We start from the raw sequence: 12,254 nt of genomic DNA, 5'->3' as shown, positions 1-12,254 counted from the left end.
CATGCAGGGACTCAACCTCTCCCAGCCGGGGCTGAAGCACGACCCCCAGTGGTTTCGCAAAGCGGTCTTCTACGAGGTGCTCGTGCGCGCCTTCGCCGACAGCAAGGGCGTCGGCGCGGGCGACTTCACCGGCCTCATCGGCCGGCTCGACTACCTCCAGTGGCTCGGCGTGGACTGCCTGTGGCTGCCGCCGTTCTACGCCTCCCCCCTGCGCGACGGCGGCTACGACATCTCCGACTACAAGGCGGTGCTGCCCGAGTTCGGCACCCTGCCGGAGTTCACCGAGCTCGTGTCCCAGGCGCACGCCCGCGGCATCCGCATCGTCACCGACCTCGTCATGAACCACACGAGCGACCAGCACCCGTGGTTCCAGGCGAGCCGGGCCGAGCCGGACGGGCCCTACGGCGACTTCTACGTCTGGTCCGACACCGACGAGGGCTACGACGACGCCCGCATCATCTTCGTCGACACCGAGGTGTCGAACTGGACCTTCGACCCGGTGCGCCGGCAGTTCTTCTGGCACCGCTTCTTCAGCCACCAGCCGGACCTCAACTTCGAGAACGAGGCCGTCCAGGAGGCGATGTTCGACGTCGTCCGCTTCTGGATGGACCTCGGCATCGACGGCTTCCGGCTCGACGCCGTTCCCTACCTCTACGAGGAGGAGGGCACGAACTGCGAGAACCTGCCGCGGACGCACGAGTTCCTGGCCCGGCTGCGCGCGATGGTCGACACCGAGTACCCCGGGCGCATCCTCCTCGCCGAGGCCAACCAGCCGCCGGCCGAGGTCGTCGACTACTTCGGCACCGACGAGGCGCCCGAGTGCCAGATGTGCTTCCACTTCCCCGTCATGCCGCGGCTCTACTACTCGCTGCGCGAGGAGAAGGCCCAGCCGATCATCGACGTCCTCGCCGACACCCCGGCGATCCCCTCGGGCACCCAGTGGGGCACCTTCCTGCGCAACCACGACGAGCTGACGCTCGAGATGGTGACGCCCGAGGAGCGCGCGGCGATGTACGGCTGGTACGCGCCCGACCCACGGATGCGCGCCAACATCGGCATCCGGCGCCGCCTCGCGCCGCTGCTCGACAACAGCCGCCCCGAGATCGAGCTCATCCACGCCCTCGTGCTCTCGCTGCCGGGATCGCCGTGCCTCTACTACGGCGACGAGATCGGCATGGGCGACAACATCTGGCTCAACGACCGGGACGCCGTCCGCACGCCGATGCAGTGGACGCCGGACCGCAACGCCGGGTTCTCGACGGTCGACCCCGGCAAGCTCTACCTGCCGGTCATCAGCAGCCTCGTGTACCACTACAACAACGTCAACGTCGAGGCGCAGATGGCCTCGTCGTCCTCGCTGCTGCACTGGGTGCGCGGGATGCTGCAGGTGCGCAGCCGCCACCCCGTCTTCGGCCTCGGCGACTTCACCGTCGTCCCGGCCGACAACGACCACATCCTCGCCTTCACCCGCTCGATGGACGCCGAGGGCGACGACCCGGCCGAGGCCATCCTCTGCGTCAACAACCTGAGCAGCCGCCCGCAGGCCGCGACGATCCAGCTGCCCGAGCAGCTCTCGGGGCGGGCGCTCGTCGACCTCTTCGGCGGCAGCGGGTTCCCCTGGGTGGCGGCCGACGGACGCGTGACGCTGACCCTCGGCTCGCGCGACTTCTTCTGGCTCCAGCTGCGCGGACAGGAGGACTACCGCTGATGGCCGTCGTCCACAAGGGGGCCACGATCGCCCCGACCAAGACCGAGATGGTCACCGCGTGGATGCCGCGCCAGCGCTGGTACCACGGCAAGGGCCACGTGCCGCAGCTGCGCCGGGTCGGCGGCTTCCGCTTCGAGGACCCGGCGGGCGCGGTCGGCGTGGAGACGCTCCTGCTGTCCGACGACGCCGCCTCGCCGCCCGTCGTCTACCAGGTTCCGCTCACCTACCGCGGTGCGCCGTTGGAGGGCGCCGAGCACGCCCTCCTCGGCACGATGGAGCACAGCGTGCTCGGCACCCGGTGGGTGTACGACGGCCCGCACGACCCGGTGTACGTGTCCGAGCTCGTGCGCACCATCCTCCGCGCGGACGTGTCCGACGACGCGCAGGCGTCGGTCGGCAGCAACGCCCGAGCCACCGGGTCGGCGACCGGGCACGTCGCCGGCAGCGTCGAGTCGTCCAAGGTCCTCACCGGCGAGCAGTCGAACACGTCGATCATCTGCCGGATGACCGCCGACGGAGGTGGGCCGGCCGAGCCCCTCATCGTCAAGGTGTTCCGCACGGTCCAGGACGGCGACAACCCCGACGTCGTCGTCCAGTCCGCGCTGACCCGGGAGGGCTCGGACCGGGTGCCCCGCGCGTTCGGCAACCTGCACGGAGCGTGGGACGCTCCGGCGGGCGACGGCGTCGAGCACGGCCACCTCGCCTTCGCCCAGGAGTTCATCCCCGGCGTCGAGGACGCGTGGCGCGTCGCCCTCGTGGCCGCCGCGGCCGGCACCGACTTCACGGCGCGGGCCCGCGAGCTCGGGGTGGTCACCGCGCAGATCCACGCCGCGCTCGCGCACGCGCTCGGCACGACCGAGGCGACGCCCGAGGCACGCGCCGCGCTCGTCGCCTCCATGCGGCAACGCTACGCCGCGGCGGCGTCCCTCGTGCCCGACCTCTCGACCCGCGCCGATGCCGTCGAGCGGGTGGCCGAGTCGGTGCGCGACGTGGAGTGGCCTGCGCTCCAACGCATCCACGGCGACTACCACCTCGGGCAGGTGCTCGACGTCCCCGAGCGCGGCTGGGTGGCCCTCGACTTCGAGGGCGAGCCGCTGCGCCCCCTCTCCGAGCGCGTCGCGCCCGACCTCACCCAGCGTGACGTCGCCGGCATGCTGCGCTCGTTCGACTACGCCGCCGGCTCGGTGGCGCTGGCCGAGGCCCCCGTCGACGCCACGGCGTGGGCGGCCGCCTGTCGCAGCGCCTTCCTCGAGGGGTACGCGTCGGTGGCGGGCGAGCCGAGCCCCGACGCCACGACGCTCGTCCGGGCCCTCGAGCTCGACAAGGCTCTCTACGAGGTGGTCTACGAGGCGCGCAACCGCCCCTCGTGGCTGCCCATCCCGCTCGACGCCGTCGAGCGGCTCACCAGCGAGGAGGCCACTTCGTGACCGACCACCCGACCGGCACCCCGACCCTCGACCACCAGGCGATCGATGCGTTCCTCCAGGCCCGCAACGGCCAGCCGCACGACCTCCTGGGCCACCACATGGGGCCCGGGGGCCTCACCATCACGGCGTTCCGCCCCTTCGCCACCCGGGTCCGCGCCCGGCTCGACTCCGGTGACCACGTCGAGCTGCAGCACGTCCGCGACGGCATCTGGTCGATGACCTCGCCCGACTTCGGCACGACCCACGACTACCGCCTGCTCGTCGAGTACGGCGACGGCGTCGAGCACGAGCAGGACGACCCGTACCGGTTCGCCCCGACCCTCGGCGAGGTCGACCGGCACCTCGTCGGAGAGGGGCGACACGAGCAGCTGTGGAAGGTCCTCGGCGCGCACGTGCGCCGGTACTCCGGCCCGCTCGGCGAGGTCTGGGGCGTGTCGTTCGCGCTGTGGGCCCCGCGGGCCAAGGCGGTCCACGTCATCGGTGACTTCAACGGCTGGGACCGTCGCACCCACCCGATGCGCGCGCTGGGCCAGAGCGGCATCTGGGAGCTGTTCATCCCCGGCGCCCAGGAGGGCATGAACTACCAGTTCGCCGTCCGGGGACCCGACGAGCTCGTCCGGCTCAAGAGCGACCCCATGGCCCGGATGACCGAGGTGGCGCCGAAGCAGGCGGCCATCGTCACCGAGTCGCACTACAGCTGGGGCGACGGCGAGTGGATGGAGCAGCGGCGGCACCGCAACGCGCACGAGGGTCCGATGAGCGTCTACGAGGTGCACCTCGGCTCGTGGCGCCAGGGGCTGGGCTACCGCGGCCTGGCCGAGCACCTCGTCAACTACGTGCGCGACCTCGGGTTCACCCACGTCGAGTTCCTGCCCGTCATGGAGCACCCCTACGTGCCCTCGTGGGGCTACCACGTCACCGGCTACTACGCCCCCAGCTCGCGGTGGGGCACGCCCGACGAGTTCCGCCACCTCGTCGACGAGCTGCACAAGGCCGGCATCGGCGTCATCCTCGACTGGGTTCCCGGGCACTTCGCCACCGACGAGTGGGCGCTGGCCCGCTTCGACGGTCTGCCGCTCTACGAGCACCCCGACCCGCGTCGCGGCTGGCACCCGGAGTGGGGCTCGAACATCTTCGACTACGGCCGGCCCGAGGTGCGCAACTTCCTCGTCGCCAACGCCCTGTACTGGCTCGAGGAGTTCCACGCCGACGGTGTGCGCGTCGACGGCGTCGCCTCGATGCTCTACCTCGACTACGCCCGCGGCGAGGGCCAGTGGGTGCCGAACAAGGACGGCGGCCGCGAGAACCTCGAGGCCGTCGAGCTGCTCAAGGAGACCAACGCCACGGCGTACAAGCGCGAGGGCGGCATCGTCACCGTCGCCGAGGAGTCGACGACGTGGCCGGGGGTGACCCGCGCGACCGACCAGGGCGGCCTCGGTTTCGGCTTCAAGTGGAACATGGGCTGGATGAACGACTCGCTCAAGTACCTCGGTCAGGACCCGATCTACCGCAAGTACGAGCACGGCAAGCTGACGTTCTCCCTCATGTACGCCTTCGACGAGAACTTCGTCCTGCCGATCAGCCACGACGAGGTCGTGCACGGCAAGGGCTCGCTGCTGCGCAAGTCGCGCGGCACCCGCGAGGAGCAGGTGGCGACGCTGCGTGCCTTCCTCGCCTACCTCTGGTGCCACCCGGGCAAGCAGCTGCTCTTCATGGGCTGCGAGTTCGGCCAGGAGTCGGAGTGGTCGGAGGGCCGCAGCCTCGACTGGTGGCTGCTCGAGCAGCCGCTGCACTACCGCGTGCACAACCTCGTCAAGGACCTCAACGGCATCTACCGGCACCACCGCGCCCTCTGGGAGCTCGACAACGACCCGTCCGGGTTCGAGTGGCTCGAGGCCGACGACGCCGACCACAACACGTTCTCGTGGCTGCGGTTCGGCCGTGGTGACCGCGCCACCGACGCGCCCGCGATCGCGTGCGTCATGAACTTCAGCGGCGAGACGCAGCCGTACTACCGCCTCGGACTGCCGCGCGGCGGGCGCTGGGAGGTCGTCCTCGACACCGCCGGCTACCACCCCGACGCCCCGAGCAGCGCCGGCATGGTCATCGAGGCCGCGGCCGAGCCGTGGAACTCCCAGCCCTTCTCGGCGGCGATCACGGTGCCCCGGTTCTCCACCGTGTGGCTCGTGCCGGTGCAGGAACCGGCCGTCGGGGCCGCTGCGACCGGTGGCGCGGGCGAGGCGTCCGCCCAGTCCCTTCCGGCCGGCGGCCAGCCGGACGCCGACCGCCCGACGACGAACGGAGACCCCTCATGAACCACCCGCGCGCGGGCCAGCCGGCCCGCCCCGAGGACCTCGTCGACGTCGAGGCGCTCGTCGCCGCGTACTACGACGGCCACCCCGACGTCGACGACCCCGACCAGCAGGTCGCGTTCGGCACGTCCGGCCATCGCGGCTCCAGCCTGCGCACCGCCTTCAACGAGGACCACATCCTCGCCACGACGCAGGCCATCGTCGACTACCGCTCCTCGCAGGGTTTCGACGGCCCGCTCTTCATCGGCCGCGACACCCACGGCCTGTCCGAGCCGGCGTGGCGCTCGGCACTCGAGGTGCTCGTCGCCAACGGGGTGACGGTGCTCGTCGACGACCGTGACGGCTACACCCCCACCCCCGCCGTCTCCCACGCGATCCTCAGGGCCAACCGGGGAAAGGCTTCGGGCGCAAGCGGTCTCGCCGACGGCATCGTCGTCACGCCGTCGCACAACCCGCCCGCCGACGGCGGCTTCAAGTACAACCCTCCGCACGGCGGACCGGCCGACACCGACGCCACCTCGGTCATCGCACGGCGTGCCAACGACCTCATCCGCGGGGGCCTGTCCGGCGTGAAGCGCGTGTCGTTCGAGAAGGCCCGTGCCGACGCCGGCGCCTACGACTTCCTCGGCACGTACGTCGACGACCTCCCGTCGGTGCTCGACCTCGACCGCATCCGAGAGGCCGGCGTCCGCATCGGCGCCGACCCGCTCGGTGGCGCGTCGGTGGCCTACTGGGGCGAGATCGCCGAGCGGCACGGCCTCGACCTCACCGTCGTCAACCCGCGCGTCGACCCGCAGTGGGCGTTCATGACGCTCGACTGGGACGGCAAGATCCGCATGGACTGCAGCTCGCCCTCGGCGATGGCCTCGCTCATCGGCGCCAAGGACGACTACGACATCTCGACGGGCAACGACGCCGACGCCGACCGCCACGGCATCGTCACCCCGGACGCCGGGCTGATGAACCCCAACCACTACCTCGCCGTGGCGATCCGCTACCTCTACGGCGGCGCGCGGCCGGGCTGGGGCGAGGGCACCGCCATCGGCAAGACGCTCGTGTCCTCCTCGATGATCGACCGCGTGGCCGGCGAGCTCGGCCGCACCCTGCTCGAGGTGCCGGTCGGCTTCAAGTGGTTCGTGCCGGGCCTGCTCGACGGCTCCGTGGGGTTCGGCGGGGAGGAGTCGGCCGGCGCGAGCTTCCTGCGCACCGACGGCAGCGTGTGGTCCACCGACAAGGACGGCATCCTCCTGGCCCTGCTGGCCTCGGAGATCCTCGCCGTCACGGGCCGCACGCCGAGCCAGCACTACGCCGACCTGACCGAGCGCTTCGGTTCGCCGGCCTACGCCCGCATCGACGCCCCGGCCGACCGGGAGCAGAAGGCCAAGCTGGCGGCGCTGTCGCCCGACGACGTCACCGCGCAGTCCCTTGCGGGAGAGTCGATCACCGGCAAGCTCACCTCGGCGCCGGGCAACGACGCGAAGATCGGCGGGCTCAAGGTGACCACCGAGAGCGCGTGGTTCGCCGCCCGCCCGTCCGGCACCGAGGACGTCTACAAGATCTACGCCGAGTCCTTCAAGGGCGCAGAGCACCTCGCCCAGGTGCAGGCCGAGGCCCGCGACGTCGTGTCGGCGGCGCTCGGCGGATGACCGATGCCGGATCGCCCGGTGCCGGCCCCGCGGGCGGGGACGGCGCCGGTGAGGTTCACGGTCGCCTCGTCCTCGTGACCGGGGCGGACGCGTCAGGCCTCGGTCGCCTGGCCCGTGCTGTCGGGGAACGGCTCGGCGGGGCCGTCGTCGTCGAGGGCCGGGTGCTCGACGCCATGCTCGTCGGCGGGGCCTGGGCCGAACCGGTCCCGGCGGGTGGCGACCTCGCCCACGTGCGCCGCCGGCTGCTCCGGTGGTCGGCCGGGCTCGCGGTCGCCGAGACCTACCTCATCGAGGGCTACGACGTCGTCGTGGCCGACCGTGTGGAGGGCGACCTCCTCGAGGACTACCTCGACCTGGCTGCGCCGGAGCCGGTGCACCTCGTGGTCGTCGGCGCCGGCATCGACCCCGCCACGCCGGGCTGGGGCCTCTGGGTCACGACGCCGCCCGAGACCGGGGACGCCGAGGCCCTGGCCGGCACGTCGGCCGAGGTGGTCGAGCGGCTCGGTGAGTCGCTCGTCCGGACCGCTCCGACGGACTGAGCAGCCGACTCAGAACAGGGCGCTCATCAGGGCCTTGCGGGCCCGCGCGACGCGCTCGTCGGAGGTGCCGACGAGCTCGAAGAGCTCGACGAGGTGCTCGCGGACCCGGTTGCGGTCGGCGTCGGCCGTGACCCGCACCGTGTCGACGAGGCGCGCGAACGCGTCCTCGACGTGGCCGCCGAGGACGTCGAGGTCGGCAACGAGGATCTGGGCGTCGACGTCGGTCGGGGCCGCGGCCGCGGCGGCGCGCGCCTCCTGCAGGTCGGCACCCCGGGTGCGCTGGAGCAGGCCGACCTGGGCGAGGCCGATCTTGGCGTCGGTGTCGGCGGGGCTCTGCGCCAGCGCCTCGCGGTAGGCCTCGGCCGCAGTGTCAAGGTCGTCGGCCTCGATGGCGTCGAACGCCTTCTGGTGCAGGGGCGGCAGCGGTTGCTCCTCGACGGCGTCCTCCTCGACCGGGGCCTCTCCGGCGCCCGGCACCGTGCCGGTGACGCCGTGCTGCGCCGCGAGGGCGAGCACCTGGTCCACGACGGCGGTGACCTGGGCCTCGGGCTGCACACCCTCGAAGAGCGGCACGGGCTGGCCCTGGACGAACGCGAAGCTCACCGGGACGGCCTGCACCTGGAAGGCCTGCAGGATGCCGGGGTTGGCGTCGACGTCGACGGTGACGAGCTGGAAACGCCCGGCGTAGCGCCGGGCCACCGCCGCGAACGTCGCGACGAAGTCGGCCGACTCCTGCAGCCGGGGCGACCACAGGACCATGACGACGGGGAAGCGGGCGCTCGCCCCGACGATGTCGCGGACCGCCGCGTCAGTGCCCTCGACGACGACGCCGGCAGCGTCCGTCGAGGTGGCGGCCGCGGCGGAGCCGGGGCCAGCCGGCGGGGCCGGACGCTTGAGCGACGAGAGGTCGACGGCACCGCGCAGTGCTGCTGCGGTGAATGGCTGCTGGCTCATGGATCAATCCTGCCTCACCGGCCCGTGCCGTCGACGAGCTGGTCCGAGGAGGCCACGACGCGGGCCTGGCCGGAGGCGGGGATGACGAAGGCGATGATCTCGTTCGAGGTCAGGTCGGCCTCGGTGGTGATCTGCTTGATGCCGGTCAGGAGGGTGAGGTCCTTGGCCGGCTTGAGCTTCATCGGCGTGCGCATCGCGATGGCGTCGTGGCGCACGAGGTGGGCGAACACGATCGCGCCCTGGCCGTCCTTGAGGCGCAGCCCGCCGATGACCCCCTTGGGCTCGTGCTTCTGGGTGAAGGAGCCCTGGTTGTTCAGCGCCTGGGCCTGGGCCCGGGCCGACTGGCGCAGCTGCTCGGTCAGCGGGTCGTCGGCGAGCAGCTTGGAGGCCACCGGGTCCGGGAACTGCACCGAGGAGGCGAAGGCGGCGACGACGTCGTCGGGCGCGGCGACCAGGCCCTTGCCGGCGGCGACGGCCGCCGAGCCGTCGGTCGTCGGGTCGAGCGCGTCCAGCTTGGCGTCGGGCAGCATCGGGGTGACCGCCGCGGCCTTGAACGGCCCGCTCCGGCTGTCGGCGACGAGGAGGACGAGCACCGCCGCACCGGTCTTCTTCAGCGTCGTCTGGGCCAGGATCTGGACCGGCTTGTCGCCCTGCCGGGAGACGCCGAGCACCTTGGCCCCCGTCGTCGACAGCTCGGCCTCGGCCTTCTCTGCCGCGGTCCGGCCGCCGAGGGTCTTGGCGAAGGCGTTCGCCGACTCGAGGGCGGCGCCGGTCCACGCCTTCTCGCGCGCGGCCGCACCCGCGGGAGAGCCGTCGAGCATCGAGGTGGCGACGGCCGACACGGCGCTCGACACGGTCGACCCGGCGGTGTCGACCGAGACCGCGGGGGTCTCGGAGGCACCGGTCCCGTCGCTGCCGTCGTCGGCGTTTCCGGTGCACGCGGACAGCATCGCGACGGAGGCGAGGGCGGCGGCCAGGACGCGGCGACGGGTCGCGGGGCGTGGCATGGAGAGACCTTTCGGGACTCGGGAGGACCGGACGGTGACCGACACGGGCCGCCGAGGCCCCGGGCGCCGCTCGGGCAGCCACGGGACGTCGGACGGCCGACACGGGCGCGGCCACCGTCAAGTTACGCACGAGTCGGCGCGTCACCACAAATCGAGTCCGACGCGCCCGCGGACATAGCCGGACACTCGGGGCACCCCGGTCGGCACTACCGGCCGGGAGCTGCCCGTGGGTCAGCCGTCCTGGCGGTCGATGGCTTCCTCGAGCCGTTCGAGCTTGCCGTCGAGCTCACCGGTGAACCCGGGCCGGATGTCGGCCTTGAGGACGAGCCCGACGCGCGGCGAGACCTCGGCGATGACGTCGCAGCAGCGCTTGACGACGGCCATGCACTCGTCCCACTCCCCCTCGACCGTCGTGAACATCGCGTCGGTGCGGTGCGGCAGCCCGGACTCGCGGACGACGCGGACGGCCGAGGCGACGGCGTCGCTCACCGAGCCGGTGTCGTCGGCGGCGACGGTGGGTGCGACGGAGAAGGCGATCAGCATGCGCCCACCGTATGCCGCCGCGTCACGGCCTGCGCTCAGAGGTCCTTGCGCATCGAGTGGGCCTTCTCGGTGATGCGGAAGCCGAGGTCGACGTTGATCCGGACCATCCACGGGTTCTGCTCGTCGTTCATCGTCTGCACGCGCGTGCGCCGCGGGAACTGCTCGGCCAGCAGGTCGAGGTTGGCGACCTTGACCGCCGTGCCCAGCCGGTGGCCGCGGTGCTCCGGGAGCACGAGCGTGCCCCACTGGTGGACGACGTCCGGATCCGACGGCGGCACGTTGAGGTCGGTGTAGGCGGCGACGGCACCGGTGTCGCGGTGAAGGGCGACGGCGGTCAGGAGGGTGTCGCCGACACTGGCGTGGTGCTCGAGCATCGTCTGGTAGTCCTCGACCGTCTGCGACTCCGGCTCGAAGTCGACGTCGCCGGTGGGCGCGTCGAGGATGAGCCGGTTCGACGCGTCGCACACGCCCTGGCGCAGCTCCTGCGGCACGCCGCCGGTGTAGACGCGCACCTCGTACGCCTCGCCCATGGCTGTGGCGGCACGGTCGCGCTCGCGGTCCATGACCTCGGCATCGACGGGCAGCGGCAGGCACCGGACGATCTCGGTGCTCGCGACGTGGTAGCCCCGCTTCTCGGCGAAGGCGCGGTCGGGGTGGTCGTCACGGCCCTCGGGCACGAACACCTCGGCCAGGAGCATGGCGCGGTCACCGGCGCGCGCCCGCTCCTCGCTCCACGCGAGCAGCGCACCGCCGTGACCGGCGCGACGGTGCTCGGGGTCGACGCGCAGCTCGGCCCAGCACTTGTCGAGGTTCTCGCGCTCGGGGAAGTACAGCTGCGACCACCCGACGGGCGACCCGCCGACGACGGCCACCGCGCCCTCCGTGCGCTCGCCCGGGAAGTCGAAGCGCAGCCACTTGGCGAACTCCTCGGGCGTGCGCCGCACGGGGTGCACGCGCGACACGGCATCGACGCGGGAGGCGATGCCGTACAGCTCCTTGACCACGACGTCGTCGTCGCGGTCGAGCGGGATGATGTCCATGCCTCGACGGTGACACCGTGGGGCGGGCGCCCACAACGCAATTACCGCGGCGGGAAGACCGCGGAGACCGGCCTCAGTCGTCGAGGTGGGCGACGAGCCGGTCCGCCGCCGCGTAGGGGTCGAGCCGCCCGGCCACGACCTCCTGTGCCAGCGAGGCGAGGTCCGCCCGCCCACCGAGCTGGGCGAAGCGCGAACGGAGGTCGGCGAGGGCGATCGCCTGGACCTCGTCGGCCGCGCGTCGCTCGCGACGACGCGCGAGCTTCCCGTTCTCCTCGACGAAGGCGCGGTGCTTGTCGAGCGCCTCCATGACCTCGTCCACGCCGGTCCCCTGCGCGGCGACGGTCTTGACGACGGGGGGTCGCCACAGCCCGGGCTCCGTCCGGTCGCCGAGGGAGATCATGTGGCGCAGGTCGCGAACGGTCGCGTCGGCGCCCTCGCGGTCGGCCTTGTTGACGACGAAGACGTCGCCGATCTCGAGGATGCCGGCCTTCGCGGCCTGGATGCCGTCGCCCATGCCCGGTGCGAGGAGCACGACCGACGTGTCGGCCAGGCCGGCGATCTCGACCTCCGACTGGCCGACCCCGACCGTCTCGACGAGCACGACGTCGCAGCCGGCGGCGTCGAGCACGCGGATGGCCTGGGGCGTCGCCCACGACAGGCCGCCGAGGTGGCCGCGCGAGGCCATCGAGCGGATGTAGACCTCCGGGTCGAGGGCGTGGTCCTGCATCCGAACGCGGTCGCCGAGCAGGGCGCCCCCGGAGAACGGCGAGCTCGGGTCGACGGCGAGGACACCGACCCGTAGGCCGCGTTCGCGGAACGCCCCGACGAGCGCCGTCGTCGTCGTCGACTTCCCGACGCCGGGCGAACCGGTGAGGCCGATCACCCAGGCGCTGCCGGAGCGCGGCGCGAGCGCGGCCATCACCTCGCGCAGCGCCTCGTGGCGGTCCTCGACGAGCGAGATGAGGCGCGCGACGGCGCGCGGGGACCCCGCCCGGGCCGACTCGACCAGGGCGGGGACGTCGACGGTGCGGCGGGAACTCACTGGCGGCGCGGCTCGGCTCGTCGCGACGCGGACGCG

General features: G+C 72.5%; 10 protein-coding genes. 5 read left to right on the top strand and 5 right to left on the bottom strand.

The features are described from left to right. The first annotated feature begins 1 nt into the window (after nt 1). The 5 genes from treS to AC1VM9_RS14080 are packed head-to-tail and all read left to right on the top strand — an operon-like array spanning nt 2 to nt 7,632. Nucleotides 2–1,708: a maltose alpha-D-glucosyltransferase gene (gene treS, locus AC1VM9_RS14100; RefSeq protein ID WP_481339390.1), complete on the top strand. Its 1,707-nt coding sequence runs from the start codon at nt 2–4 to the stop codon at nt 1,706–1,708. Beyond that, a complete protein-coding gene (locus AC1VM9_RS14095; protein WP_483123057.1) occupies nt 1,708–3,135 on the top strand; it encodes a maltokinase N-terminal cap-like domain-containing protein in 1,428 nt (475 codons plus the stop codon). The genes treS and AC1VM9_RS14095 overlap by 1 nt, the downstream gene beginning before the upstream one ends. After that, nucleotides 3,132–5,450, top strand: a complete 2,319-nt coding sequence (gene glgB / locus AC1VM9_RS14090; RefSeq protein WP_483123055.1) for a 1,4-alpha-glucan branching protein GlgB — start codon at nt 3,132–3,134, stop codon at nt 5,448–5,450. The genes AC1VM9_RS14095 and glgB overlap by 4 nt, the downstream gene beginning before the upstream one ends. After that, nucleotides 5,447–7,093, top strand: a complete 1,647-nt coding sequence (gene pgm / locus AC1VM9_RS14085) for a phosphoglucomutase (alpha-D-glucose-1,6-bisphosphate-dependent) (RefSeq protein WP_483123054.1) — start codon at nt 5,447–5,449, stop codon at nt 7,091–7,093. Before glgB ends, pgm begins: the two co-directional genes overlap by 4 nt. Further along, nucleotides 7,090–7,632 (top strand): hypothetical protein, encoded by a 543-nt coding sequence (locus AC1VM9_RS14080; RefSeq protein WP_481339376.1) that lies wholly within the window; start codon nt 7,090–7,092, stop codon nt 7,630–7,632. Before pgm ends, AC1VM9_RS14080 begins: the two co-directional genes overlap by 4 nt. Nucleotides 7,633–7,641: 9 nt before the next feature. Here the strand turns inward: AC1VM9_RS14080 and AC1VM9_RS14075 are convergent, their stop codons facing one another. The 5 genes from AC1VM9_RS14075 to meaB all read right to left on the bottom strand — a co-directional run bounded on the left by AC1VM9_RS14075 (nt 7,642) and on the right by meaB (nt 12,218). Beyond that, nucleotides 7,642–8,586 (bottom strand): co-chaperone YbbN, encoded by a 945-nt coding sequence (locus AC1VM9_RS14075; RefSeq protein ID WP_481339373.1) that lies wholly within the window; start codon nt 8,584–8,586, stop codon nt 7,642–7,644. A 14-nt stretch (nt 8,587–8,600) separates the two neighbouring features. Beyond that, complete coding sequence (locus AC1VM9_RS14070) at nt 8,601–9,593, bottom strand: DUF8094 domain-containing protein (RefSeq protein WP_483123053.1); 993 nt, start codon at nt 9,591–9,593, stop codon at nt 8,601–8,603. 231 nt (nt 9,594–9,824) lie between these two features. Further along, nucleotides 9,825–10,136: a thiamine-binding protein gene (locus AC1VM9_RS14065; RefSeq protein ID WP_481339367.1), complete on the bottom strand. Its 312-nt coding sequence runs from the start codon at nt 10,134–10,136 to the stop codon at nt 9,825–9,827. A 35-nt stretch (nt 10,137–10,171) separates the two neighbouring features. After that, complete coding sequence (locus AC1VM9_RS14060) at nt 10,172–11,176, bottom strand: GNAT family N-acetyltransferase (protein ID WP_483123052.1); 1,005 nt, start codon at nt 11,174–11,176, stop codon at nt 10,172–10,174. 73 nt (nt 11,177–11,249) lie between these two features. Continuing rightward, complete coding sequence (meaB, locus tag AC1VM9_RS14055; protein WP_483123051.1) at nt 11,250–12,218, bottom strand: methylmalonyl Co-A mutase-associated GTPase MeaB; 969 nt, start codon at nt 12,216–12,218, stop codon at nt 11,250–11,252. Nucleotides 12,219–12,254 lie beyond the last annotated feature (36 nt).

This window comes from Monashia sp. HAY1-11D (assembly GCF_056868035.1).
This window is presented reverse-complemented; position numbering and strand designations above follow the sequence as displayed.

What these genes read in the sequence shown, in the direction of transcription:
- AC1VM9_RS14075 (WP_481339373.1), bottom strand. Translation starts at nt 8,586, where the DNA reads ATGAGCCAGCAGCCATTCACCGCAGCAGCACTGCGCGGTGCCGTCGAC.
- AC1VM9_RS14080 (WP_481339376.1), top strand. Translation starts at nt 7,090, where the DNA reads ATGACCGATGCCGGATCGCCCGGTGCCGGCCCCGCGGGCGGGGACGGC.
- treS (WP_481339390.1), top strand. Translation starts at nt 2, where the DNA reads ATGCAGGGACTCAACCTCTCCCAGCCGGGGCTGAAGCACGACCCCCAG.
- AC1VM9_RS14065 (WP_481339367.1), bottom strand. Translation starts at nt 10,136, where the DNA reads ATGCTGATCGCCTTCTCCGTCGCACCCACCGTCGCCGCCGACGACACC.
- AC1VM9_RS14060 (WP_483123052.1), bottom strand. Translation starts at nt 11,176, where the DNA reads ATGGACATCATCCCGCTCGACCGCGACGACGACGTCGTGGTCAAGGAG.
- pgm (WP_483123054.1), top strand. Translation starts at nt 5,447, where the DNA reads ATGAACCACCCGCGCGCGGGCCAGCCGGCCCGCCCCGAGGACCTCGTC.
- AC1VM9_RS14070 (WP_483123053.1), bottom strand. Translation starts at nt 9,593, where the DNA reads ATGCCACGCCCCGCGACCCGTCGCCGCGTCCTGGCCGCCGCCCTCGCC.
- AC1VM9_RS14095 (WP_483123057.1), top strand. Translation starts at nt 1,708, where the DNA reads ATGGCCGTCGTCCACAAGGGGGCCACGATCGCCCCGACCAAGACCGAG.